This is a genomic window from Janthinobacterium saanense, assembly GCF_014200675.1.
In the GTDB taxonomy this organism is placed as follows: Bacteria; Pseudomonadota; Gammaproteobacteria; order Burkholderiales; family Burkholderiaceae_D; genus Janthinobacterium.
In genome coordinates, this window is record NZ_JACHCI010000004.1 from 130,104 (window position 1) to 154,718 (window position 24,615).

At 58.8% G+C, this 24,615-nt stretch carries 25 protein-coding genes and 9 tRNA genes; 30 read left to right on the top strand and 4 right to left on the bottom strand.

Annotation, left to right across the window (positions count from 1 at the left end; genetic code table 11):
* The first annotated feature begins 111 nt into the window (after window positions 1-111).
* The 25 genes from plsX to HDE72_RS07795 all read left to right on the top strand — a co-directional run bounded on the left by plsX (window position 112) and on the right by HDE72_RS07795 (window position 19,870).
* Window positions 112-1,179, top strand: a complete 1,068-nt coding sequence (plsX, locus tag HDE72_RS07675) for a phosphate acyltransferase PlsX (RefSeq protein ID WP_183738573.1) — start codon at window positions 112-114, stop codon at window positions 1,177-1,179.
* 13 nt (window positions 1,180-1,192) lie between these two features.
* Complete coding sequence (locus HDE72_RS07680) at window positions 1,193-2,191, top strand: beta-ketoacyl-ACP synthase III (protein ID WP_183738575.1); 999 nt, start codon at window positions 1,193-1,195, stop codon at window positions 2,189-2,191.
* A 157-nt stretch (window positions 2,192-2,348) separates the two neighbouring features.
* Entirely contained in the window at window positions 2,349-3,290 is a 942-nt protein-coding gene (gene fabD / locus HDE72_RS07685; RefSeq protein WP_183738577.1) for an ACP S-malonyltransferase, read from the top strand.
* Between the two features lie 18 nt (window positions 3,291-3,308).
* The gene (gene fabG, locus HDE72_RS07690) at window positions 3,309-4,052 is read left to right on the top strand and encodes a 3-oxoacyl-ACP reductase FabG (protein ID WP_183738579.1); all 744 of its coding nucleotides are present in this window, start codon (window positions 3,309-3,311) and stop codon (window positions 4,050-4,052) included.
* Between the two features lie 178 nt (window positions 4,053-4,230).
* The gene (gene acpP / locus HDE72_RS07695) at window positions 4,231-4,470 is read left to right on the top strand and encodes an acyl carrier protein (RefSeq protein WP_183676215.1); all 240 of its coding nucleotides are present in this window, start codon (window positions 4,231-4,233) and stop codon (window positions 4,468-4,470) included.
* Window positions 4,471-4,499: 29 nt separating this feature from the next.
* Entirely contained in the window at window positions 4,500-5,750 is a 1,251-nt protein-coding gene (gene fabF / locus HDE72_RS07700; protein ID WP_183738580.1) for a beta-ketoacyl-ACP synthase II, read from the top strand.
* A 139-nt stretch (window positions 5,751-5,889) separates the two neighbouring features.
* The gene (locus HDE72_RS07705) at window positions 5,890-6,465 is read left to right on the top strand and encodes a hypothetical protein (RefSeq protein WP_183738582.1); all 576 of its coding nucleotides are present in this window, start codon (window positions 5,890-5,892) and stop codon (window positions 6,463-6,465) included.
* Window positions 6,466-6,529: 64 nt separating this feature from the next.
* On the top strand, window positions 6,530-7,153 hold the full coding sequence (rpoE, locus tag HDE72_RS07710) for an RNA polymerase sigma factor RpoE (RefSeq protein ID WP_183738583.1): 624 nt from the start codon (window positions 6,530-6,532) through the stop codon (window positions 7,151-7,153).
* Window positions 7,154-7,244: 91 nt separating this feature from the next.
* The gene (locus tag HDE72_RS07715; protein ID WP_183738584.1) at window positions 7,245-7,538 is read left to right on the top strand and encodes an RseA family anti-sigma factor; all 294 of its coding nucleotides are present in this window, start codon (window positions 7,245-7,247) and stop codon (window positions 7,536-7,538) included.
* Window positions 7,539-7,783: 245 nt separating this feature from the next.
* Complete coding sequence (locus tag HDE72_RS07720) at window positions 7,784-9,289, top strand: DegQ family serine endoprotease (RefSeq protein WP_183738586.1); 1,506 nt, start codon at window positions 7,784-7,786, stop codon at window positions 9,287-9,289.
* Between the two features lie 54 nt (window positions 9,290-9,343).
* Window positions 9,344-9,607: a glutaredoxin family protein gene (locus HDE72_RS07725; RefSeq protein WP_183738588.1), complete on the top strand. Its 264-nt coding sequence runs from the start codon at window positions 9,344-9,346 to the stop codon at window positions 9,605-9,607.
* 297 nt (window positions 9,608-9,904) lie between these two features.
* Complete coding sequence (gene lepA / locus HDE72_RS07730) at window positions 9,905-11,698, top strand: translation elongation factor 4 (RefSeq protein WP_183738590.1); 1,794 nt, start codon at window positions 9,905-9,907, stop codon at window positions 11,696-11,698.
* Window positions 11,695-12,618 (top strand): signal peptidase I, encoded by a 924-nt coding sequence (lepB, locus tag HDE72_RS07735; RefSeq protein ID WP_183738592.1) that lies wholly within the window; start codon window positions 11,695-11,697, stop codon window positions 12,616-12,618. The genes lepA and lepB overlap by 4 nt, the downstream gene beginning before the upstream one ends.
* Before the next feature lie 98 nt (window positions 12,619-12,716).
* A complete protein-coding gene (gene rnc / locus HDE72_RS07740; RefSeq protein WP_183676224.1) occupies window positions 12,717-13,550 on the top strand; it encodes a ribonuclease III in 834 nt (277 codons plus the stop codon).
* Window position 13,551: 1 nt separating this feature from the next.
* On the top strand, window positions 13,552-14,454 hold the full coding sequence (gene era, locus HDE72_RS07745; protein ID WP_183738594.1) for a GTPase Era: 903 nt from the start codon (window positions 13,552-13,554) through the stop codon (window positions 14,452-14,454).
* 34 nt (window positions 14,455-14,488) lie between these two features.
* The gene (gene recO, locus HDE72_RS07750) at window positions 14,489-15,340 is read left to right on the top strand and encodes a DNA repair protein RecO (RefSeq protein ID WP_183738596.1); all 852 of its coding nucleotides are present in this window, start codon (window positions 14,489-14,491) and stop codon (window positions 15,338-15,340) included.
* Window positions 15,341-15,378: 38 nt separating this feature from the next.
* The gene (gene pdxJ, locus HDE72_RS07755) at window positions 15,379-16,140 is read left to right on the top strand and encodes a pyridoxine 5'-phosphate synthase (protein ID WP_183738598.1); all 762 of its coding nucleotides are present in this window, start codon (window positions 15,379-15,381) and stop codon (window positions 16,138-16,140) included.
* A gap of 13 nt (window positions 16,141-16,153) precedes the next feature.
* Complete coding sequence (gene acpS, locus HDE72_RS07760) at window positions 16,154-16,549, top strand: holo-ACP synthase (protein ID WP_183738600.1); 396 nt, start codon at window positions 16,154-16,156, stop codon at window positions 16,547-16,549.
* Between the two features lie 9 nt (window positions 16,550-16,558).
* Window positions 16,559-18,421 (top strand): excinuclease ABC subunit UvrC, encoded by a 1,863-nt coding sequence (gene uvrC, locus HDE72_RS07765; protein WP_183738601.1) that lies wholly within the window; start codon window positions 16,559-16,561, stop codon window positions 18,419-18,421.
* Window positions 18,422-18,534: 113 nt separating this feature from the next.
* Window positions 18,535-19,116, top strand: a complete 582-nt coding sequence (pgsA, locus tag HDE72_RS07770; RefSeq protein WP_183738603.1) for a CDP-diacylglycerol--glycerol-3-phosphate 3-phosphatidyltransferase — start codon at window positions 18,535-18,537, stop codon at window positions 19,114-19,116.
* A 119-nt stretch (window positions 19,117-19,235) separates the two neighbouring features.
* Window positions 19,236-19,311 (top strand) — tRNA-Gly (locus tag HDE72_RS07775).
* A gap of 94 nt (window positions 19,312-19,405) precedes the next feature.
* A tRNA-Gly gene (locus HDE72_RS07780) sits at window positions 19,406-19,481 on the top strand.
* 63 nt (window positions 19,482-19,544) lie between these two features.
* Window positions 19,545-19,620: transfer RNA gene (locus HDE72_RS07785), tRNA-Gly, on the top strand.
* A gap of 50 nt (window positions 19,621-19,670) precedes the next feature.
* Window positions 19,671-19,746, top strand: a tRNA-Gly gene (locus HDE72_RS07790).
* 48 nt (window positions 19,747-19,794) lie between these two features.
* Window positions 19,795-19,870, top strand: a tRNA-Gly gene (locus tag HDE72_RS07795).
* A gap of 66 nt (window positions 19,871-19,936) precedes the next feature.
* On the opposite strand, the gene merR is transcribed toward HDE72_RS07795, so the two are convergent.
* The gene (gene merR / locus HDE72_RS07800; protein WP_183738605.1) at window positions 19,937-20,335 is read right to left on the bottom strand and encodes an Hg(II)-responsive transcriptional regulator; all 399 of its coding nucleotides are present in this window, start codon (window positions 20,333-20,335) and stop codon (window positions 19,937-19,939) included.
* Between the two features lie 95 nt (window positions 20,336-20,430).
* Between merR and HDE72_RS27720 the strand changes: the two genes are divergently transcribed.
* Entirely contained in the window at window positions 20,431-20,655 is a 225-nt protein-coding gene (locus HDE72_RS27720) for a GDCCVxC domain-containing (seleno)protein (RefSeq protein WP_260176563.1), read from the top strand.
* Here the strand turns inward: HDE72_RS27720 and HDE72_RS07805 are convergent.
* The 3 genes from HDE72_RS07805 to HDE72_RS07815 form a co-directional block, all read right to left on the bottom strand.
* Window positions 20,587-21,021, bottom strand: coding sequence for a hypothetical protein (locus tag HDE72_RS07805; RefSeq protein WP_183738607.1), 435 nt, complete (start codon window positions 21,019-21,021; stop codon window positions 20,587-20,589). The two genes, HDE72_RS27720 and HDE72_RS07805, sit on opposite strands and share 69 nt — an antisense overlap.
* Window positions 21,018-21,413 carry a BlaI/MecI/CopY family transcriptional regulator gene (locus HDE72_RS07810; RefSeq protein ID WP_183738609.1) on the bottom strand — a complete coding sequence of 132 codons (396 nt, stop codon included), beginning with the start codon at window positions 21,411-21,413 and terminating at the stop codon, window positions 21,018-21,020. The genes HDE72_RS07805 and HDE72_RS07810 overlap by 4 nt, the downstream gene beginning before the upstream one ends.
* 164 nt (window positions 21,414-21,577) lie before the next feature.
* The gene (locus HDE72_RS07815; protein ID WP_260176564.1) at window positions 21,578-23,713 is read right to left on the bottom strand and encodes a TonB-dependent receptor family protein; all 2,136 of its coding nucleotides are present in this window, start codon (window positions 23,711-23,713) and stop codon (window positions 21,578-21,580) included.
* 457 nt (window positions 23,714-24,170) lie between these two features.
* Between HDE72_RS07815 and HDE72_RS07820 the strand changes: the two genes are divergently transcribed.
* From HDE72_RS07820 to HDE72_RS07835, 4 genes are all read left to right on the top strand, one after another.
* Window positions 24,171-24,244 (top strand) — tRNA-Cys (locus tag HDE72_RS07820).
* Window positions 24,245-24,258: 14 nt separating this feature from the next.
* Window positions 24,259-24,334 (top strand) — tRNA-Gly (locus HDE72_RS07825).
* A gap of 58 nt (window positions 24,335-24,392) precedes the next feature.
* Window positions 24,393-24,468: transfer RNA gene (locus tag HDE72_RS07830), tRNA-Gly, on the top strand.
* Between the two features lie 41 nt (window positions 24,469-24,509).
* Window positions 24,510-24,583 (top strand) — tRNA-Cys (locus HDE72_RS07835).
* Window positions 24,584-24,615 lie beyond the last annotated feature (32 nt).

Below are 24,615 nucleotides of genomic sequence, written 5' to 3' on the forward strand. Positions count from 1 at the left end.
GTCATTTTGAATCAAGCTGACTCAGTCTGTGCATGACATTATGCGCCCTGCATATACGCCAGTCCGATTGACATCTTGCCGCAAGCCCGCAGCGGTACTGAATCAAAAAAAATGACAATCAAAATTTCTATCGACTGCATGGGCGGAGATCATGGGCCCTCAGTCACTATCCCCGCAGCAATTTCCTTTGTAAAACACGAGCCTGATGCTGAACTGATCCTGGTGGGATTGGAAGACGTGATCCGCGCCGAACTCAAAAAGCACAAAGCCGAGTCGCATCCGCGCCTGACGGTATTGCATGCATCCGAACAAGTTACCATGGACGATCCGCTTGAAGTGGCCCTGCGCCGCAAGAAGGATTCCTCCATGCGCGTGGCCATAGAGCAGGTCAAGAACGGCGTGGCGCAAGCCTGCGTTTCGGCCGGCAATACCGGCGCCCTGATGGCCGTATCGCGCTATGTATTGAAAACCATGTCGGGCGTCGACCGCCCGGCCATCTGCAGCATCTTGCCAAATCAAAAGAACGGCCCGACGTATATGCTGGACCTGGGCGCCAACGTCGATTGCGAGCCGCATCATTTGCACCAGTTCGCCATCATGGGTTCGGTGCTGGTGTCGGCCATGGAAGGTATCGCACGCCCCACGATCGGCTTGCTGAACGTGGGCACGGAAGATATCAAGGGCAATGAAGTGGTGAAACTCACCGCCAAATTGCTGCAAGCCGACCATGAGCGCGGTGCGCTCAATTTCCACGGCAACGTGGAAGGCAACGATATTTTTAAAGGCACTACCGATATCGTCGTCTGCGACGGCTTTGTCGGCAATGTGACCTTGAAAGCCATCGAAGGCCTGGCGCGCTACGTCAAAATGGTGCTGACGTCCGAATTCAAGCGTAATCCGATGACCATGCTGGGCGCCTTCATCGCGCGCAGCGCCTTGAGCGCCATCAGCAACCGTTTGAATCCCTCGCGTTTCAATGGCGCCAGCCTGCTGGGCCTGCGTGGCCTGGTATTCAAAAGCCATGGCGGCGCCGATGCCTATTCGTTTGAATGGGCCTTGCGCCGCGCCTTTGATGCGGCAAAAAATGATGTGCAAGCGCATCTGGCCAGCATGATCGCCGAGCTGATGCCGCGCCTGCCAGCATCGGAAGAACCTCAATCAACAAGCTCTAGCATTTAGTGGATGGGTACGCATGACTACCTTTAGCAGAATTTACAGCAAAATTATCGGTACCGGCAGCTATCTGCCAGAGAAGCGCGTAACGAATCATGATTTGACCGAACAGCTCGCCGCCAAGGGTATCGAGACCTCGGATGAGTGGATCGTGTCGCGCAGCGGTATTTCCGCGCGCCACTATGCGGCGCCGACGCAAAATTCTTCGGACCTGGGCGTGGAAGCGGCCAAAAAGGCCCTGGAAATGGCGGGTCTGGACGCGAACGAGCTGGACCTGATTATCGTCGCCAGCTCGACGCCCGACTTTTTCGGCAGCTTCCCCAGCACCGCCTGCATCGTGCAAAACAAGCTGGGCATTACCAATAATTGCGCCGCGGTTGATGTGCAAGCCGTATGCAGCGGCTTCGTCTATGCGGTGGCCACGGCCGACAGTTTCATCCAGTCGGGCATGCACAAGAACGTGCTGGTGATCGGCGCCGAAGTGTTTTCGCGCATCCTCAACTTTGAAGACCGCGGCACTTGCGTGCTGTTTGGCGACGGCGCTGGCGCCATCGTCATGACGGCATCCAGCGAGCCAGGCATCCTGGCCACCAAATTGCATGCCGATGGCCGTCACTCGGACATCCTCAGCGTGCCGGGCAGCCTGGCTGGCGGCGCCCTGGCGGGCAGCGCCTTCCTCTACATGGATGGCCCGGCCGTGTTCAAGCTGGCCGTTTCCGTGCTGGAAAAAGTCGCGCATGAAGCGTTGGCGCACGCCAATATGACGCCAGACCAGATCGACTGGCTGATCCCGCATCAGGCCAATATCCGCATCATGAACAGCACCGCCAAGAAACTCGGCTTGCCGCCGGAAAAAATGGTCGTCACGGTTGACCAGCATGGCAATACCTCGGCCGCATCGATCCCGCTGGCGCTGGACCTGGCCGTGCGCGATGGCCGCGTGAAAAAAGGCGACAACGTCATGATGGAAGGCGTGGGCGGCGGTTTCACCTGGGGCGCAGTCCTGGCAAAAATGTGATAACCGAAGGCTGACTTCGGGGTCCGACCCCGATGGGGGGGATGCACTCCAATGGGGTGCATTCCGATCCCGCAGGGACGTACCCCAGCCTTTGCTTGTGGGCTAAAAGTCTCAAGTTACTGCAACTCGAATATAGAAAAAATCAAACGGAGTCACCATGACACAATTTGCATTTGTTTTCCCTGGTCAAGGCTCGCAAGCGATTGCGATGCTCGATGGTTTCGCTGGCAACCCGGTGGTGGCTCAAACCGTGGCCGAAGCGTCCGAAGCCCTGCAATTTGACCTGGGCAAGCTGATCGCCGAAGGTCCGAAAGAAGAACTGGACCTGACCACCAACACCCAGCCGGTGATGCTGACGGCTGCCGTGGCGTTTTATCGGGCCTGGCAAGCTGCCGGCGGCAAGCTGCCGACGGTGGTTGCCGGCCATAGCCTGGGTGAATATTCGGCGCTGGTCGCCGCTGGCGTGATCGCCTTCAAGGATGCCGTGCCGCTGGTGCGTTTCCGCGCGCAAGCCATGCAGGAAGCCGTGCCGGTCGGCCAGGGCACGATGGCTGTCGTGCTGGGCTTGTCCGATGACGACGTGCGTGCCGTCTGCGCGGCAGCGGCGGCAGAAAACCCGGCCCTGGTGGTCGAACCCGTCAACTTCAATGCACCTGCGCAAGTGGTGATCGCCGGCCATACGGCTGCGGTCGAGCGCGCCTGCGAACTGGCCAAGGCCAAGGGCGCCAAGCGCGCCATGAAATTGCCGGTGTCGGCGCCATTCCACTCCTCGCTGCTGAAGCCGGCGTCGGACCGTTTGCGCGAATACATGGCTGGCTTGAACTTCTCGGCGCCGCAAATCGCCCTGATCAATAACGTCGATGTGGCCATCGTCAATGACGTGGACGGCATCAAGGATGCGCTGGTGCGCCAGGCTGCCAGCCCCGTGCGCTGGGTGGAAACCATGCAGAAAGTGGCTGCCGATGGCATCACCCAGGTGATCGAGTGCGGTCCGGGCAAGGTCTTGATGGGCCTAGCCAAGCGTATCGATCCGGTACTGGTGGGCGACGCGATTGTCGATCAGGCGTCGCTGGAACGCATTTTGACGCAGATCAATTAATACAGATAAAGGATACTCATGAATTTAGCAAATCAAGTGGTGCTGGTGACGGGTGCTTCGCGTGGCATCGGCCGCGCCATCGCCACCGAACTGGGCAAGCAGGGCGCTACCGTGGTCGGTACCGCCACTTCCGAAGCAGGCGCGCAGGCGATCACCCAATACCTGGCGGATGCTGGCGTGGCCGGCAAGGGCCTGGTATTGAATGTGACCGATGCGGCACGCTGCGCAGCGGTGGTCGATGAAGTGCAAAAGACCTATGGCAGCCTGTCCGTGCTGGTCAATAATGCGGGCATTACGCAAGACCAGCTGGCCATGCGCATGAAGGATGAGGAGTGGGACAACGTCATCACCACCAACCTGAGCGCCGTTGGCCGCTTGTCGCGCGCCGTGCTGCGCGGGATGATGAAAGCGAAAACTGGGCGTATCATTAATATCACTTCGGTAGTTGCCTCGTCGGGCAATCCGGGTCAGATGAATTACGCGGCGGCCAAGGCTGGCGTGGAAGGCATGAGCCGCGCCCTGGCGCGCGAGATCGGCAGCCGTAACATCACGGTCAATTGCATCGCCCCCGGCTTTATCGACACGGATATGACCAAGGCGCTGAGCGAAGAGCAGCATGCGGCCCTGTTGACGCAAATTCCGCTGTCGCGCCTGGGCAAGCCTGAAGATGTGGCGGCCGCCGTGGCCTTCCTGGCCTCGCCGCAAGCGGCTTATATTACCGGTACAACCCTGCACGTAAATGGCGGGATGTACATGAATTGATGTGAGCGCTAGACACGACGGCCGTTTGTGGCATGATTCAACGGCCGTTTTTGTCTATAATCGCATCTTTTAGCAGCAGCTTCGGTTGAATTAGCAGCAGACACCGAAATTAGTATTCGGACGCGCAAACCTGATAAAATGCGCGCACTTTCCGTAACACACACTTTGGAGCCATAACATGTCGGATATCGAACAACGCGTTAAGAAAATCGTCGCTGAGCAACTGGGCGTTGCAGAAGCAGACATCAAAATCGAATCCTCCTTCGTCGACGACCTCGGCGCTGATTCCCTGGACACCGTGGAACTGGTGATGGCCCTGGAAGATGAATTCGAAATGGAAATCCCTGACGAACAAGCAGAAAAAATCACCACCGTGCAACAGGCGATCGACTACGCCACCAAGCACGTCAAGGCCTAAGTCTGTCTGACCGATTTCAGGAGAATCGCTTGAGCGGATCTAAAAACCGTCGTGTCGTCGTTACCGGCCTGGGCTGCATTTCACCTGTCGGCAATACTATTGCCGACGCGTGGAGTGCCATCGTCGAGGGCAAATCCGGTATCGCCACGATCACCAAGTTCGATGCACTGCCATTCAGCACCCACTTTGCCGGTGAAGTCAAAGGTTTCAATATCGAAGACTACATCTCCGGCAAGGAAGCCCGCCATATGGATACCTTTATCCATTACGGCATGGCAGCCGGCATCCAGGCGATTGCCGATTCCGGGATCGCCGTCACCGAAGAGAACGCTGACCGTATCGGCGTGATCATCGGTTCCGGCATTGGCGGCTTGCCGCTGATCGAAGAAACCAAGGCTGAATATGACAAGCGCGGCCCACGCCGCATTTCGCCATTTTTCGTGCCAGCCTCGATCATCAACATGATCTCCGGCGACCTGTCGATCAAATACGGCATGCGTGGCCCTAATCTGGCCATCGTCACCGCCTGCACCACCGGTTTGCATTGTATCGGTGCGGCGGCGCGTTTGATCGAATATGGCGATGCTGACGTGATGATCGCTGGCGGTGCGGAATCGACCGTGTCGCCGCTGGGCTTGGGCGGTTTCGCCTCGGCACGCGCTCTGTCGACCCGCAACGACGATCCGGCAACGGCTTCGCGTCCGTGGGACAAGGACCGTGACGGTTTCGTGCTCGGTGAAGGCGCTGGCGTGATGGTGCTGGAAGAGTATGAGCACGCGCTTGCCCGTGGCGCCACGATCTATGCGGAACTGCACGGTTTCGGGATGAGCGCAGATGCTTATCACATGACCTCGCCGCTGGAAGATGGTAGCGGCGGCAGCAAATCGGTGATCGCAGCATTGAAAAATGCAGGCGTGAACCCGGATCAGGTAAATTACCTGAACGCGCACGGCACATCGACACCGCAAGGTGACATGGCTGAAGTGATGGGCATCAAGCGTACCTTCGGCGACCATGCCAAGAATCTGGTCGTCAACTCGACCAAGTCGATGACGGGCCATTTGCTGGGTGGCGCTGGCGGTCTGGAAGCAGTGTTTACGGTACTGGCAATACACCACCAGGTGTCGCCTCCTACCATCAACATCTTCAACCAGGATCCGGCTTGCGATCTCGATTTCTGTGCCAACACGGCACGTGAAATGAAGATCGACTATGCAGTCAAGAATTCGTTCGGCTTCGGCGGAACGAATGGCTCGCTGGTCTTCGGCAGAGCAAAATAAGCCTGCACCAAGTCTGAACTTTTTAGCGCTCATCATGGTCAAACCATGGTGAGCGCTGATTCGCCGCCAACACTCGTTGGCGGTTGAATTTGCCCGGCATGTTGTCGGCGCGCCTGATTTTTCCCTTTGAGTTATTGAAATGTCTATTGCTGTCTCGGCTGTCATTCGCACGCCTGTTGGTTTGCGCCTGTTACAAGCTTGTCTGGGCAGTTGCGCGCTGCTGGCGGCCTGGCCCTTGTCCGGCGTTTGGCCGATTGCGCATGCGCCGGGGCTGGCTGGGGGCTACGCCTTGGGCTGGCCTGCAGCCGTGCTCAGCGCATGTGGCGGCCTGTTTTTGCTGGCCTTGTCGTGCCGGCGCACAAAGCCGCAGACGCTTGATATTTCGCCGGTTGGCCAGCTGCGCCTGACGGTATATCTGGAGCATGGCGTGGGTCTGGATGCGCGCGATGGCGCAGCGGAACAGGGGCAGAAGCAGGGGCAGGAGCAGCGGCAGGCGCAGTGGCAGGAACAGCGACAGGCGCTGGAGCAGAGGCGGGCGGTGCTGCGGCTGCTGCCGGCCTCGACCTTATGGCCGGGCTGGCTGCTGCTGCGCCTGGGCGATGGCGAGGGGCGGGTGCTCAGCGTGCTGGTGCAGCAGGGGGCGTCTTCCTGTCATGTATTTCGCCCATTGGCAGTGGCATGCCGCAGCATCGCGGCGCGGGGGAGGGAGAAATAAGTGGGGCGAACACTGAACTTCTTGCAGCGGGCCAACTCTATATCCATATCAGTGCCCGCCTTGCATGCTACCAGGGGCATCGGGCGTGAGGACAGAGCGTGAGAGTGACCAATTGCTGGTCGAGCGGGTGCAAGCCGGTGACAAGCGTGCATTTGATGTGTTGGTATCCAAGTATCAGCGTCGGCTGATGCGTCTTGTGTCGCGCCTGGTACATGATACGGCGGAGGCTGAAGATGTGGTGCAGGAAACGTTTATCAAGGCTTACCGGGCGCTGCGACATTTTCGTGGCGACGCCGCCTTTTATACCTGGCTGTATAGAATTGGCATCAATACGGCCAAGAATTATCTCGTCACCCAAGGGCGGCGTACGCCCACCTCGAGCGATACCGATGCAGAGCAGGCCGAGTCCTTCGATGATGGACACCGCTTGCGCGATAACAATACACCCGAATCCGTGCTGGCCAGCAAGCAGATTGCCGCCACCGTCAACGCGGCCATGGATGTTTTGCCGATCGAGTTGCGTACCGCCATCGTGCTGCGCGAAATCGAGGGGCTGAGCTACGAAGAGATATCGGAAATCATGGCTTGTCCCATCGGTACTGTGCGCAGCCGGATTTTTCGCGCGCGCGAAGTGATCGCCGAAAAATTGAAACCTTTGTTGGACATGCCGATTGACAAGCGCTGGTAATTTGATGAGTATGGGAAACGGTATTGTCGCGCTCGGTTTCCGCACAGATATTCGCTTCCGCAGCACTCTTCTTGATATGGCAGGGTCTATCATGGACACGCACGCACGATTGCACGAGAATATTTCAGCACTGGCCGATGGCGAATTGGCGGCCAGCGAACTCGAACTGGCTTTCGCCGCCCTCGATACGCCAGCCGGCAGGCAGGCCTGGGATGCCTATCAGCATATTGGCCATGCCTTGCGCTCGGCACACAGCGATGGCGAACTCAGTGCTGGTTTTGAAGCACGTCTGGCCCATCGTCTGGCCGGTGAAACCGCCCATGAGGCCGAAGCCGGGCAGGATGCCCCTGCATCCGCAGAAGCAGGTTCCTTGCCGCAACGTTAAGCTCATACAGTCCATTCAGCCTGCTTGCCCCCGTAAGCTGCAGCTTACGCCGGGCTTAATGCCTGCGACTCCCTCTTGACACCTGCCTTCTGCACGATTGACACTAGGGGCAGGCAATATCTTGCTTATACGATATATTGTTGTATGGTTTGCCACGCTTAAGTACGCCTGCCGGGCCGCCCGGCCAGAGGAAGCGCAGTGGCGGGCAAGGGCTTGATCCGATTCAACATTCGAAAGATGATTCCATGAAAAAAAATATTTGTGCAGACAGAAAAACGTTTTCAGCGAAGACGCTTTCCGCCGTATGCCTGGCGACCGCCGGTGTCTTTTTTGCGCCCGCCATGCTGGGCCTGGCCCCACAGGCGGCCGCCGCCGTGCCGGCCGTGAATCTGCCTGATTTTGCCAACCTGGTCGATGCCGTTGGTCCTGCCGTCGTCAATATCCGCACCACCGAGCGCCTGAAGCTGGGCGCCCAGGGTACGGGTGGACAGGATGAGCAGGAAATGCAGGAATTCCTGCGCCGCTTCTTTGGCGGCGCCATGCCGACACCTGCCCCAGCGCCGCGCCAGCAAACGCCGCGTGGCCGCCGTGCCGCGCCGCAGGAACAGGAAGTGCAGCGCGGCGTCGGTTCCGGTTTCATCATCTCGGCCGATGGTTATGTGCTCAGCAATGCGCACGTGGTCGATGGCGCCGATGAAGTCTATGTGACACTGACCGATAAGCGCGAATTCAAGGCCAAGGTGATCGGTGCCGATGCGCGCACCGACGTGGCGCTGCTGAAAATCGAGGGCAGCAAGCTGCCGGTGGTGGCCATCGGCGACTCGGACAAGATCCGCGTGGGCGAGTGGGTGATCGCCATCGGTTCGCCATTCAACCTGGAAAATACAGTCACGGCCGGCATTATTTCCGCCAAGTCGCGCGATACGGGCGATTACTTGCCGCTGATACAGAGCGATGTGGCCGTCAATCCCGGCAACTCGGGTGGCCCGATGATCAATATGCGCGGCGAGGTGATCGGCATCAATTCGCAGATCGCGACCTTGTCTGGCGCTTATAACGGCATTTCCTTTGCCGTGCCCATCGATGAAGCCATGCGCGTGGGCGAGCAGCTGAAGAAAACGGGCAAGGTGGTGCGTGGCCGTATCGGCGTGCAGATAGGCGAAGTCAGCAAGGAAGTGGCGGACTCGCTGGGCTTGCCGAACGCCAAGGGCGCGCAAGTATCGATGGTGGAGCCGGGCGGCCCTGCCGACAAGGCTGGCATCAAGCCGGGCGATATCATCGTGAAATTCAATGGCGCCATCGTCGACCGTTCCTCCGACCTGCCGCGCCTGGTGGGCAGCACGCCTGTCAATAGCAAGGCCACCATCAGCGTCTGGCGCAAGGGCGTGCAGCAGGATATTGCGGTGTCCATTAGCGAACTCGATGGTGACAAGGTGGCGGCGAAAGGTGCCAAGGAAGCGGAGGCACCCGCCAGCAATGCATTGGGCCTGACAGTCAGCGATTTGACGGCTGCCAAGAAGCAGGAGTTGAAAGTCGATTCAGGCGTGCAAGTCGATGATGCCGACGGCGCGGCAGAGCAGGCTGGCCTGCAGGCTGGCGACGTGATTTTGCAACTGAACAATGTGGCAGTGAAAGACGCCAGGCAGTTCAATGCCCTGGTGGCCAAGCTCGATCCGAAGAAGCAGGCGGCGGTGCTGGTGCGCCGCGGCGACACGGCGCAGTTTGTGCCGCTCAAACCATCTGCCAAGTAACGCTGATATCACCCCGCATCCCGGCTCTGGCCGGGATGCATCATTCCTTTCTCCATGCACTTCACCCTCTATTCCCGCAGTTATTGCCATCTTTGCCAGGACATGCTCGATGCCTTGCTCTTGCTGCAAAGGCCAGAGCAGCCTTTTACCGTCGAGGTGATCGATATCGATACGTCGCCAGACTCCAGCCTGCTGGAGCGCTTCGACGAGCTGGTGCCCGTGCTGTTTGGCGATTTGGCGCAGCCTGAGCTATGCCACTATTTTCTCGACCACGCCCTTGTTCAACGCTATCTGGAGAACGCTAAAACAACTGCCTGACGTGCTTATGCACCATTTTGGTGCTAAATATGGCTAATTTGTATCGTTGCCCCGGCGGCAGTCTCTGAAAGACGGGCTTTCTACTCTGAAATCCGGTAAAATGGGGTGGTCGAAAAAGCTCCTGTCCGAGGCAGCAGCTTCTGTCGCTTCAAAAGCGCTCGCCTGGGCATGCAGATGTCCTGCTCGGAGCGCTTTTTTCATCATGAGTGGGGTGCCCGGTTTTGGCCTGGTCTGGCCCGAGCATGATCCCCTTGATTCCTGTTAAAGCAGTGTTGTCACTCGCACATATATTAGTTAATGAATAACATACGCAATTTCTCCATCATCGCCCATATTGACCACGGTAAATCGACCCTGGCTGACCGCATCATTCAATTGTGCGGCGGCTTGTCCGACCGCGAGATGGAAGCGCAAGTGCTCGATTCGATGGATCTGGAGCGCGAGCGCGGCATTACCATCAAGGCGCAAACGGCGGCCCTGCATTACAAGGCCCGCGATGGCCAGATCTACAACCTGAACCTGATCGATACGCCGGGCCACGTCGACTTCAGCTATGAAGTGTCGCGCTCGCTGTCCGCCTGCGAAGGCGCGCTGCTGGTGGTCGACGCCTCGCAAGGCGTGGAAGCGCAAACCGTGGCCAACTGCTACACGGCGCTGGACCTGGGCGTGGAAGTAGTGCCTGTGCTCAACAAGATCGACTTGCCGAACGCCGACCCTCCGAATGCGATTGCCGAGATTGAAGACGTGATCGGCATCGACGCGGCCGACGCCGTGCATTGCTCGGCCAAGACCGGCCTGGGCGTGCAGGACGTGCTCGAATCGTTGATCGCCAAGGTGCCGCCACCGAAGGGTGACCCGAATGCACCGCTGCAAGCCTTGATCGTCGATTCGTGGTACGACTCGTATGTGGGCGTGGTGATGCTGGTACGCGTGGTCAACGGTACATTGAAACCAAAAGACAAGATCCGCCTGATGGCCACCGATTCGGTGCAGCTGGTGGAAGATATCGGCGTGTTCTCGCCGCGTTCGCAATCCTTGCCGACGCTGTCGGCTGGCCAGGTAGGTTTCATTATTGCCGGCATCAAGGAATTGAAAGCGGCAAAAGTGGGCGATACCGTCACGCTGGTCAACAATCCAGCGGCCGAACCATTGCCAGGCTTCAAGGAAGTGCAGCCGCAAGTATTTGCCGGCCTGTTCCCGGTGGAAGCGAACCAGTACGACGCGCTGCGCGACTCGCTGGAAAAACTGAAACTGAACGACGCCGCGCTGATGTACGAGCCGGAAGTGTCGCAGGCGCTGGGCTTCGGCTTCCGCTGCGGCTTCCTGGGCTTGCTGCACATGGAAATCGTGCAGGAGCGCCTGGAACGCGAATTCGACATGGACCTGATCACTACGGCGCCGACCGTGGTGTATGAAGTGATCCAGCGCGATGGCAGCCTGATCAACGTCGATAATCCATCGAAGATGCCGGACCCGTCGCGTATCGAAGAAGTGCGCGAGCCTATCGTCACCGTCAATCTGTACATGCCGCAGGAATACGTCGGTTCCGTGATCACCCTGTGTATCGCCAAGCGCGGTATCCAGTTGGACATGAGCTACCACGGCCGCCAGGTCAAGCTGGTGTATGAAATGCCGATGGCCGAGATCGTGCTGGACTTCTTCGACCGTTTGAAATCGACCTCGCGTGGTTACGCCTCGATGGATTACGAGTTCAAGGAATACCGCGCGGCCGACGTGGTCAAGGTCGACATGCTGATCAACAGCGAAAAAGTCGATGCGCTGGCCATCATCGTCCACCGTTCGAACAGCCAGTACCGTGGCCGCCAGGTGGCTGCCAAGATGCGTGAACTGATACCGCGCCAGATGTTCGACGTGGCGATTCAGGCGACCATCGGCGCCAACATCATTTCGCGTGAAAACGTGAAAGCCTTGCGCAAGAACGTGCTGGCCAAGTGCTACGGCGGCGATATCAGCCGCAAGAAGAAATTGTTGGAAAAACAAAAAGCGGGTAAGAAGCGCATGAAACAAGTGGGCTCGGTAGAGATCCCGCAAGAAGCATTCCTGGCAATTTTACAAGTGGACGATAAATGAACCTGCAAGTGATCTTAGGAAATTTCGCTTTAATCCTGTTTGTACTGATGGTGCTGACGGGCCTGGTCTGGTGCCTGGATGTGTTTTATCTGTCCAAGCAGCGCCGCCAGGCGGCCGACCGCGCCCTGGCTGACTTTGATGCACGTCAATCGAAGCTGTCGGCCGAAGGCATCAAGTCCGATGCGGGCAATAGCGGCAGCCGCGCCGCGATCGAGGCAGCGCTGTTGCGCCAGCCGACCTGGGTCGAGTATTCGGGCAGCTTTTTCCCTGTCATCGCGCTGGTCTTTTGCCTGCGCTCGTTCCTGTACGAGCCATTCAAGATTCCATCGTCGTCGATGGTGCCGACCTTGCTGGTAGGCGATCTGATCCTGGTGAACAAGTTCACCTACGGTATCCGTTTGCCTATCGTCAATAAGCGCATCATTGAAGTGAACGATCCGCAGCGCGGCGATGTCATGGTCTTCAAGTATCCGAAAGACATGACCCAGGATTACATCAAGCGCGTGATCGGCGTGCCTGGTGATAAGATCACTTATGAAAACAAGCGCCTGACGGTCAATGGCAAGCCAGTGGAATACACGGCGCTCGACGACTACCTCGACGACGAAAGCACGGTTTACCACAAGCAGCTGAAAGAAAACCTGACGGGCGTGAGCCACCGCATCCTCAACGATGATCCGGCGCCAACCCTGAACTTGAGCGAAGTCAAGGATTTCCCGCACAAGGAAGCCTGCGACTATAACGAAGACGGTTTTACGTGTGTAGTACCAGCAGGTAATTACTTCATGATGGGCGATAACCGCGACAATAGCGCGGACAGCCGTTACTGGGGTTTCGTGCCGAACGAGAACATCGTCGGCAAGGCTTTCCTGGTATGGATGAATTTCAGTAATCCGAAACGCGTAGGCGGCATCCATTAAGCCAGTTTAGTTATTGGTACTCATGCAACACCCATGGCTGCCGCGCCGTTTCCCCGCGCGGCAGCCAGTCGAATTAATCAGATGACACAGAAACAACAATGAATCTTCAGTTATTGCAAACCCGTTTAGGCTATACGTTCCAGGATGCTGGCCTGTTGCAGCAAGCCTTGACGCATCGTAGCCACAGCAGTTTGCATAACGAGCGGCTGGAATTTCTCGGCGACTCGATCCTGAACTGCGTGGTCGCTTCCATTTTGTACGAGCGCTTCAAGGCGATCGACGAGGGCGACCTGTCACGCCTGCGCGCCAATCTGGTGAAGCAGCAATCGCTGTATGAAATCGCGCAAAAGCTCGAATTGTCGCAATTTTTGCGCCTGGGCGAAGGCGAGCTGAAGTCGGGCGGTTTCCGCCGTCCGTCGATCCTGGCCGATACCCTGGAAGCCTTGCTGGGTGCGATTTTCCTCGACACGGGTTTCGATGCGGCGCGCGATGTGATACGCGCCTTCTACATTCCCATCCTCGATACGGTCGACCCGCAAACCCTCGGCAAGGACGCCAAGACCCTGCTGCAGGAATTTCTTCAAAGCAAGAAAATCTCGCTGCCACAATACAATGTGGTGGCCACCCACGGCGCCGCCCACAGCCAGGAATTCGAGATCGAATGCCTGGTGCCAAAATTGAATATCCAGGTCTACGGCCGTGGCGGAAGCCGCCGCGCCGGTGAGCAAGCCGCCGCCAAACTGGCGCTGGACGTGGCCGAGCAGGCACTGCTGAAGTCGCCTGCCGCCAGCCGCAAGCCCAAACCGCGCGCCGCCCAGCTCAAGCTGGCCGGCATAGCCACCATCCAGAGCGATGACGGCGCCACTGCTGCAGCCTCTGCTGCTCCAGCCGCGCCCGCCGTTGCCGCTCACACTAAACAGAATCGACACTAGCATGACAGCCACTTTAATGCCCGACAACTTCCGCTGTGGCTATATCGCCATCGTGGGCCGCCCCAACGTGGGCAAATCGACCCTGATGAACGTGCTGATCGGCGCGAAGGTCAGCATCACTTCGCGCAAGGCGCAAACCACGCGCCACCGCATCACCGGCATCCAGACCTTGCCTGACGCCCAGTTCATCTACGTCGATACGCCAGGTTTCCAGACGCGCCATTCGAACGCGCTGAACAAGACGCTCAACAAGACCGTCACCAACACCCTGATTTCCTCGGACCTGATCCTGTACGTGATCGAGGCGGGCACGTTTGGCCCGGCCGACCAGCAAGTGATGGATCTGCTGCCGAAAGAAGTGCCTTGCATCCTGGTCATCAATAAATCGGACCGCGTCAAGGACAAGGCCGTGCTGCTGCCGTTCGCACAAAAAGTGGCCGCCATGCGCGACTTCGCCGCCATCGTGCCCGTCTCGGCCAAGCTGCATTTCCAGCTGGAAGGCTTACAGAATGAAATCAAGCGCTTCCTGCCAGAGAATCAACCGATCTTCGGACCGGACGATATCACCGACCGCAGCGAGAAATTCCTCGCCTCGGAAATCGTGCGCGAAAAACTGTTCCGCTTCGTCGGCGACGAACTGCCTTACACCAGCACCGTGCTGATCGAGAAATTCGAGCAGGAAGGCGATCTGCGCCGCGTGTTCGCCGCCATCCTGGTCGAGCGCGATACGCACAAATCTATGATCATCGGCAACAAGGGCGCGCGCCTGAAAGATGTCTCCACCCAGGCCCGCCTGGACATGGAAAAACTGTTCGGCGGCCCCGTGTACCTGGAAATCTGGGTCAAGGTCAAATCGGGCTGGGCCGACAACGAGGCGGGCTTGCGCGCCTACGGCTACGAGTAATCTGCACTCCGGGGGCGACGCCAGACGCATGAGCATGAGCACCACCACGCCAGCGCAGCCTGATACCGCGCCAGCCCTCCTCGTCACACCTGTGCCGGTGGCCAGTACGCCACCGGCCACACTTTCTGCACCTGCTGCACCTGTTGCTCCCCGCCGCAGCCGTCCGCCTCAGCGCGACGGCAAGGTCACTGGCCAGCCAGCTTTTGTGCTGCACAGCTATCCCCATAAAGAAACCAGCCTCATCGTCGACGTATTTACGCGCGACTATGGCCGCATTGCGCTCGTTGCCAAGGGCGCCAAGCGGCCCCATTCGCAGCTGCGCGGCGTGCTGCAAACCTTCCAGCCGCTGCAAGCGGGCTGGACGGGCAAGTCCGAGCTGCGCATCCTGACGGGCGCCGAGTGGGTGGGTGGCATGTTGCCGCTGGAAAAGACCGCCTTGCTGTGCGGTTTTTACCTGAACGAATTGCTGGTCAAACTGCTGGCACGCGATGACGCCCACCCCGTCCTGTTCGACCACTACGTTGCCACCTTGAATCAACTGGCGCACAATGAGCCGGCGCCCATCGTGCTGCGCAAGTTCGAGCGCGCCTTGCTCAAGGAAACCGGCGTGGCGGCGGATTTGACGCGTTGTACGGGCACGCGCCAGGCCGTCGAAACGGGCCAGGTGTACGTGGTCGACCCGGAGCGCGGACCGCGTCCCGCACGCGCCAGCGACGCCTGGCCTAAAATCACGGGCAAGACCTTGCTCGACATGGAGAGCGAAGACTATGGCGATGCCGCCACGCAAGCGCAAAGCAAGTTGCTGATGCGTTTTTTGCTGGCCCATCAACTGGGTGGCGCGACCTTGAATACGCGCCAGATACTGATCGATTTAATGCAGCTGTAGTTGCCGAGTAACTGCAGCATTTTTACGGATACCACCTCATGAGTTTCTTGCAGCCTTCTGGCCCCGTCATCGACCTGGGCGTCAATATCGACCACGTGGCCACCCTACGCAATGCGCGCGGCACGCAATACCCTGATCCTATCCGCGCAGCCTTGCTGGCCGAGCAGGCTGGCGCCGACGCCATTACCCTGCATTTGCGCGAAGACCGCCGCCACATCAAGGATGCCGACGTGATCGCCATCGCGCCGCAATTGATCACGCGCATGAACCTGGAAGCGGCCGTTACCCAGGAAATGGTCGATTTTGCCTGCCGCATCAAGCCTGCCGATGTATGTCTGGTGCCTGAAAAACGCACCGAAGTGACCACCGAAGGCGGCCTGGACGTGGTGCGCTATTTCAAGGAAGTGCAGGCTGCCGTGCAGCAGCTGCAAGGCGAGGGCATCCGCGTGAGCCTGTTCATCGATGCCGACGAGCAGCAAATCGCCGCCGCCGCCGAGCTCGGTGCGCCCGTGATCGAGCTGCACACGGGCCGCTATGCCGATACGGCAGGCGCCGCGCAATTGGCGGAACTCGAGCGCATCAAGGCGGGCGTGCTGTTTGGCGTGGGCCGCGGCTTGAAAGTCAATGCCGGCCACGGCTTGCATTACAGCAATGTGCAGGCGATAGCCGCCATCCCCGATATCGCTGAACTGAACATCGGCCACGCGATTGTCGCCCACGCCGTGTTTGTCGGCTGGGAAAACGCCGTGCGCGAAATGAAGGCCATCATGGTGGCCACGCGCCTGGGCAGTAAAACCTGAGGAGAAGGGCGTCATGATCTACGGCATCGGTACTGATATTTGCAAGATCCCCCGCATCGAGGCAGCGCTGCTGCGCCACGGCGAGCGTTTCGCAAAAAAAATCCTGGGGCCGCAGGAGCTGGAGAAATTCCGCGCCCGCAGCGCCAAGAACGCCGTGCGCGGCGTGCGCTTCCTGGCGACCCGTTTTGCGGCCAAGGAAGCGTTTTCCAAGGCCATCGGCCTGGGCCTGCGCATGCCGATGACCTGGCCCGCCGCACAAATGCTGAACCACCCCAGCGGCAAGCCGATGATCGTCTGCAGCGGCGTGCTGGCCGAATTCATGGAAAAAAACCGCCTGAGCGCGCAAGTGACGATCAGCGACGAAGAAGAATATGCCGTCGCCTTCGTGATCGTGGAACAAGCCCCGTAAAAGTACGCTATGACCGAAGCAGTTCCTGAAATTCCAGACCCGCGCGCGCTCGTGCTGGCCACCGTCGCCAAGCTGCCGAACTTGCCTGGCGTGTACCGCTATTTCGACGCGGCCGACAAGGTCTTGTACGTGGGCAAGGCGCGCGACCTGAAAAAGCGCGTCTCCAGCTATTTCCAGAAAAACCTGGCCAGCCCGCGCATCGCCATGATGGTCGAGCGCATCGCGCGGCTGGAAACCACGGTCACGCATAGCGAGGCGGAAGCCTTGATCCTGGAAAACAACCTGATCAAGGCGCTGCAGCCGCGCTACAACATTTTGTTTCGCGACGACAAGTCTTACCCTTATCTGAAGATCACCGGTGGCGAGGCGCCGCGCATGGTGTATTACCGGGGCGCGGTAGACAAGAAAAACCAGTATTTCGGGCCGTTTCCCAGTTCCTGGGCCGTCAAGGAATCGATGCAGATACTGCAAAAGGTGTTTCTTATCCGCACTTGCGAAGACAGCGTGTATGCCAACCGCACGCGGCCGTGTTTGCTGCATCAGATCGGCCGCTGCAGCGCGCCCTGCGTGGACCTGATCAGCAAGGAAGATTACAAGCTCGACGTGGAAAACGCGGCGCGCTTCCTGCGCGGGCGCCAGAGCGAAGTGATGGCTGACCTGGAGCAAAAGATGCACGCCTACGCGGCCGACCTGAAATTCGAACAGGCGGTGGTGGTGCGCAACCAGATCACTTCGCTGTCGCGCGTGTTGCACCAGCAAAGCATGGAAACCACGGGTGACGCCGATGTCGACATCATCGCTGTGCTGTTGCAGGGCGGGCGCGCCTGCGTCAACCTGGCCATGGTGCGCGGCGGACGCCATCTGGGCGACCGCGCCTACTTCCCCAGCCAGCTGAACGATGCGGCGGCGATCGCGGAAGAGCCGCTCGAAGTGGAAGTGCTGAGCGCCTTTTTGGCCCAGCATTACACGGAAAAATTCATCCCGGGCACCTTGATTTTGAATATCGAATTCGACCAGCCGGCGCTGATGGTGGCCTTGATGGAGCAATGCGGCCACCGCATCAACCTGGTGTTCCAGCCGCAGGGCCAGCGCCGCCAGTGGCTGGAGATGGCGCAGAAGGGCGCCGAGATTTCGCTGGCGCGGCTGTTGTCCGAACAGGGTTCCCAGCAGTCGCGCACGCGCGCGCTGGCCGAAGCCTTGCGCCTGGAAAACGAGGACCTCGACAGCCTGCGCGTGGAGTGTTTCGACATCAGCCACACGCAGGGCGAGGCGACCCAGGCGTCCTGCGTGGTATTCCACCACCACGCCATGCAAAATGGCGAATACCGCCGCTACAACATCAACGACATCACGCCCGGCGATGATTACGCGGCCATGCGCCAGGTGCTGATGCGCCGTTATGAAAAGGTTGCCAATGGCGACGGCGTGATGCCCGACGTGGTGCTGATCGACGGCGGCAAGGGCCAGATTGAAATGGCGCGCCAGGTGTTTGCCGAACTGGGACTCGATATCAGCTTGATTGTCGGTGTGGCCAAGGGCGAGGGCCGTCGCGTGGGCCTGGAAACGCTGCTGTTTGTCGATGGCCGCGCGGCCCAGGAGCTGGGCAAGGAATCGGCCGCGCTGATGCTGATCGCGCAAATCCGCGACGAGGCGCACCGCTTTGCGATTACCGGCATGCGCGCCAAACGGGCCAAGACGCGCCAGACTTCACGCCTGGAAGAGATCGAAGGCATAGGCGCCAAGCGCCGCCAGAAACTGCTGTCGCGCTTTGGTGGTTTGCGCGGCGTGGTCGACGCCAGTGTCGAGGATTTGATGTCGGTGGAAGGCATTTCGACACAGCTTGCGGAAGAGATTTACAGGCAGTTGCATTAATCAGCGGCAAGCTCGGTCCGGCTGCGCCGCAACCGGACTAGGCTAATACCCGCGCGCCATGTAGACTAGTGGCGCTTTGTTCACCAATTTATCCGTCGGCCGATTGCTTTCTTATGCCTTTTAATATTCCCATTCTCCTGACCTGGCTGCGCGTGGCCCTGATCCCGCTGGTCGTCGGCGTGTTTTATCTGCCGTCGTCGATGCTGCTGCATGGCGACCAGAACCTGGTAGCTACCCTGGTCTTCATCGTTGCCGCCATTACGGACTGGTTCGATGGCTTCCTGGCGCGGCGCTGGAACCAGACTTCGGCCTTCGGCGCCTTCCTCGACCCGGTCGCCGACAAGCTGATGGTGACGGGCGCCTTGCTGATCCTGGTGCAGCTGGACCGCGTCAGCGCCGTGCTGGCGTTTATCATCATCGGCCGCGAAATCACCATTTCCGCGCTGCGCGAATGGATGGCGCAAATCGGCGCCTCGAAATCGGTGGCCGTCAGCTCGATCGGCAAGATCAAGACGGCTGCGCAAATGACGGCGATTCCGCTGCTGCTGTACCACGAAGTGATTTTCGGCGCGATCGACACCCACGTCTGGGGCGAGCGCCTGCTGTGGATCGCCTGCGTCTTGACCGTCTGGTCGATGTTTTACTACCTGCGCCTGGCCTGGCCCTTGATCAAGGAAAAGGCCGGCAATCTGTAAGCGGATGACAGCGCCGCTTCATAGGGAAGAGGGGCGGTTTGAAACTTTATAAACGTTAATCATTTATACCGTTGACAGCCCCTGTAATTACTCTATAATGCTGGCCTGTTGTTGATGACGCGGGAGTAGCTCAGTTGGTAGAGCGCAACCTTGCCAAGGTTGAGGTCGAGAGTTCGAGACTCTTCTCCCGCTCCAGTTTTTCGGAGCTGCGTCAAGGATGGTAAGTTAGCAAGGGTAGCAAAGTAGTACTGGAAGTGCAGCAAGCTTTCTGATAAAATGTTGTTCCGCTGCGGGAGTAGCTCAGTTGGTAGAGCGCAACCTTGCCAAGGTTGAGGTCGAGAGTTCGAGACTCTTCTCCCGCTCCAGCGTTTGCTGGACATAGCGTAAAAGTAGTGGCGTAGTCTGTAGTACAAGCAGTAACACTCCAAGCGGGAGTAGCTCAGTTGGTAGAGCGCAACCTTGCCAAGGTTGAGGTCGAGAGTTCGAGACTCTTCTCCCGCTCCAAGAATTCAAGCGGCAAGTTCAATAACTTGTTGCAGCAGTAAAGACTCCATGCGGGAGTAGCTCAGTTGGTAGAGCGCAACCTTGCCAAGGTTGAGGTCGAGAGTTCGAGACTCTTCTCCCGCTCCAAAATTCAAGCGGCAAGTTCGATAACTTGTTGTGTAGTAAAAGCTCCATGCGGGAGTAGCTCAGTTGGTAGAGCGCAACCTTGCCAAGGTTGAGGTCGAGAGTTCGAGACTCTTCTCCCGCTCCAGATAGTGACAAAAGGACCTTCGGGTCCTTTTTTCGTTTCTGGCCTTGCTGGGCGATGCCAGCAGCATCAGTCGTCGATCAGTGCCTGTATCATCGGACAGCCTGCGCCAGGCCCTTCGCTGTCGCAACGCGATACCATGGTGGCAAGCGCGCTCTGCATCGCCAGCAGGTCGCTTAATTTGGCCTCTACCATGGCAAGTTTTCTTGCCGCCAGCTCGCGTGTGCTGGCGCAGGTCTGTGATCCCTCCAGTTTGAGCAAGCTTGCAATTTCATCGAGCGTAAAGCCAAGAAGCTGCGCCCGCTTCACGAAGCGGATCCGCCGCACGTCTGCGCTGCCATAGGTGCGGTAGCCGCTGTCCGGCCGCGCCGGTTCGTCGATCAGCCCGCTTCGCTGATAGAAGCGGACCGTCTCCACATGCACTGCTGCAGCCTCGGCCAGGCGGCTGATGGTCATTTTCCCGTTCATGCACTTGACTCCGTAGATAGGTACGGAGTGTATTCTATTCCTGTGTAAAACCAATCGGAGTGGAGATGACATTCGGAACGAAGAGGGATGACACCATGGCTGACGCCATTCTGGAATCGGTCCTGAGCTGTCCGCACTGCGGACTGAGCAAGCAAGAGACCATGCCGACCGACGCCTGCCAGTTTTTTTATGCGTGCACAGCGTGTTCCGCTGTGCTGCGCCCGAAGGCGGGTGATTGCTGCGTCTTTTGCTCATACGGTACGGTCAAATGCCCGCCGATTCAGCTGCAGCGCCCCTGCTGTGGGAGAGGTGTCGCCTGAGGTGGCGGCCTGCAGCGTATCGAGCCGCGCCCTCAGTTCGCGCAGCATCGCTTGCTTGACTCGCCCCCGGCATTGCCGTTTTCCCTGTCCAGCTGCGCCATGCGGCTGAAGACGATGCTGCGCATCGCGTCTGCCATCGGGCAGGGCGGCGTTTGCGGTGCACGTCTTGCCATGGATGCGCCAGCCATTTGCCAGGGTTTTAGACGGCAGGATGCGCATCGTCACGTCATAGGCGTGCTGCGTTACCGGCAAGCTCCGGTTGACTGCCTTCCTTAAAGCCAGGCCTGGGGGCGCTGATGGGGGCGCGGTGCTGGTGTCGGGCAAGTCGATGGCTGGCGCCACGCGCAGCCGCTCGACTCCTGTCAAGGCGTGTTGCTATCCTGCGGCCAGTCGTGCAGCAATTGCTCCAGCTGCGCCAGTTCCTCTTTATCGACCAGCTTGCTGCCGGTAAACATATTCACGGGCAAAGGGCTATCCATTTCCATCACGCGCTGGCCAAAATCGCGCGCAAACGCGGCCAGGGTATCGACCTTGTCCAGCACCGCGACATACACTTGCACGCCATGCAGTACCGACATGCGCACCGAACCTTTGTCCAGCATGCGTTCCAGGGTCTTGCGCGTCGATGAATACGACCAGCCCAGTTCCTCGGCGACCTGGTCATGAATTTCGCGCGCGCTCAGCGGCTGCTGGCGCCAGAGCGCTTTCAGTAAACTCAGTTCGGAGACGGAGGGGATGGCGTGTTCCTGTTGCTTCATAGTATTCCGTATGGGGTAGTTTTGTGACTAATGTCACGATTGTGCTACATCGGTCGTGATTGCGTCAAGAAAGGGCAGGCTAAATATGTTCAGCCATAAAAAATGGGCTGGTGTGGGCTTGCGCCGCACACCAGCCCGCAGACTGGTTTGACTAAAAGACTGGCTTAGAACGCCAGCGAGCTCTGGAAGTACAAGGTGCGCGGCTGGCCCACGTATTTGCCGCCGTTGTTATCGGTCGAGCGCGTGAAGTAGCGGCGGTCCAGCACGTTCTTGATGCCGACGGCCAGTTTCAGGTTGCTGAACTGCTTGCCGAAGTCGTAGCCGCCGCGCACTGCCAGGGTGCCGTAGCCAGGAATATTGCCCAGGCGGCCGGTGGCGTCTTCCTTGGTCACGTAGGTCGCGCCGGCCACCGGCGAATCAGGCGAGCGCTGTTTCGAGTTGGCAAACACGTCGGCGTTGAAGGTCCAGCGGTCGACCACGTAGCGGGCGCCCAGGGAACCCACTTGGCGCGAGTAAAACGGCAAATCCATGCCCTGGAACGCGCCTGCCTGCGACAAGGCCTGGGTGTAGGTGAAGTTGGCCGAGACCGACCAGCCTTTCAGTGCAGGATTCAAGTCGCTCAGGTCGTAGCGTACGGCCGATTCCACGCCGCGATGACGGGTGGCGCCCAGGTCGGTCCACATGCCGTCGCCGACGATGGAGCGGGCCAGTTGCAATTCTTTATCGAAGTCGATATTGAACAGCGTGACTTCGCCACCCCAGGCCGTGCCATTGATGTGCGTGCCGATTTCATAGGTGGTGGCCATTTCCGGGTGCAAGCCATCGGTGGTCGATGCCAGTTGCGCGTATTGCTGCGGACCGAAGGATTTGCCGGCATTGGCAAACACTGTCCAGCGGTCGCTCAGGCGGTACAGCACCGACAGGGTAGGCAAGGTTTCGCGCGAATCGATGCTCGGGTACAGGGCGCTGGTCACCTTGCCATTGGTGGCGAAGTTCGTCACATTGTTAAAGGTGCTGATATCTTCCACGCGCACGCCTGGCGTGATGGTCCAGTTGCCGATGCTGATGCGGTTATCGATGTAGACGGCATGCGCGGTGGTGCCGCCCTGGCTGGTCTGGTAAGTGAGCATCGGGATGCCGAAGGCGTCGAAACCGGCGGCCGGCTTGTAATAGCCGGTGCGGCCCGCCACTTCCGCGCTGCTTTCTTTCAGATAACGGTAGCCGACGCTGATTTCCTGGCTGACCGGGCCCGTTTCAAATAGGCGTGAGTAGCGTGGCTCGATGCCGAAATAATGGTAGCTGCGCGGTGCGGTCGTCAAGCGGCGCTGGCCGTTGCTGGCGCCAGCACCTTCCTGCTCGATGAAGCTGCCACGGAAGGAATCGACATAATAGGCCAGCACTTCGGCATTGTTGACGCCGTCATTGTGTGCATATTTGAGTGAAGTGTCCGTGCGGCGTCCCGAGAATTGATCGTAGGGGCGGGTCGACTGGAAAGGGTTTTGCGCGTATTGCGCCGTCGTCAGGCCGCCAGGCATATCGCCCTGGCCTTCGAAGTGGTGCACGGCGCCGTACAGCGTGTCGTTGGGTGAAATGCGGTAAGAGCCTTTCAGCATCAGGTCGTCGATGCTGATCTTGTCGTTGGCGGCGCGGTAGCCGTCGCCGTGCACGCCCGAATACAGGATCATGCCGCCCAGGCCCTGCTCATTGGTGCCGCCCAGATAGAAGCTCGGCGTGCCCTTGACATCGCCGCCGTGGCTATACAGTTCCGAACCCAGGCTGATGCCAGCCTTGAAATCCTTGGGAATCGCGCGCGTGACGAAGTTGATGATGCCGCCCACGTTTTGCGGGCCATAACGCACGGAACCGGCGCCGCGCACCACGTCCACCGATTCCAGGTTGTCGAGCGCCAGCGGCGCCAGCGACAGCTGTGGCTGGCCATACGGTGCATACGACATCGGCACGCCATCCATCAGCACGGTGGAGCGGGGCGACAAACGCGCCGTCAAGCCGCGGATGCCCACGTTCAGCGAGACATCGCTGCCGCCCGTGCCATTGCTTTCCTGCACTTGCACGCCAGGAATCTGGCGCAGCACGTCGCGCACGCTGGTCGAGCCGCTTTCTTCGATGCGCTGGCGCACCACGATGCTGCGCGCGCCCGGATGTTCGAGTACCTTGGCATTGCTGGGCGTGCTCAGCCAGTTGCCCGTCACTTTTACTGTGTGCGGTGCTGGTGTATCGTTAGCTGGGGCTGGTGTGTCGGTAACTTGCTGCGCCTGCGCCGCGCTGGACAGGGTCAGCATGGCGACTGCGACGGCAGCTGCACATACGCTTAACGATAAAGCCGTGACTGGTTTGCGACTATTGAAACGTGCCATCTGCAAAATGTCTTTCTCGCCCCATGGGGCGCCTACGTTGTCCAGTCAGGCATGGCAAGAGGCCGAGCCGGCAATCAGGCCCATGACGACTGAAAAAGAAATGCCTGCAAACAACGATGTTTTGCAGGCATGATGTATATGCAATTGAAAGTGTAAATGATAATCAACCTCATTATCAAGTAAGTGTTTGCCGCAAAGAAAGAAACTGTCTCTTATGCACAAATTATCCATTTCGCAAGCATTGCTGGAAAATAAGTTGGCGAGGCACTTGCCAAGCAGAGGGAACGAGGCGATAATAGCGCCCTGATCTGATATTGCGAAAGCAAAAAACTCTTTGCTAATCAATAGCTTAGAAGTAATTCAGATCAAAAGGCATAACTTGGGCGAGGTAGCAAAGAGGTTATGCAGCGGCCTGCAAAGCCGTTTAGACGGGTTCGATTCCCGTCCTCGCCTCCAGTATTACACTCCAAGCGGGAGTAGCTCAGTTGGTAGAGCGCAACCTTGCCAAGGTTGAGGTCGAGAGTTCGAGACTCTTCTCCCGCTCCAAAATTCAAGCAGCAAGTTCGATGGACTTGTTGTGCAGCAGATGTAAAAAACACTCCATGCGGGAGTAGCTCAGTTGGTAGAGCGCAACCTTGCCAAGGTTGAGGTCGAGAGTTCGAGACTCTTCTCCCGCTCCAGTTTCACGGTGTGCTGAGCAGCACACCCAAGCAAGTCCTCTGGCGAGGTAGCAAAGAGGTTATGCAGCGGCCTGCAAAGCCGTTTAGACGGGTTCGATTCCCGTCCTCGCCTCCAGATGAAAAAAATAGCCCACTTCGCGTGGGCTA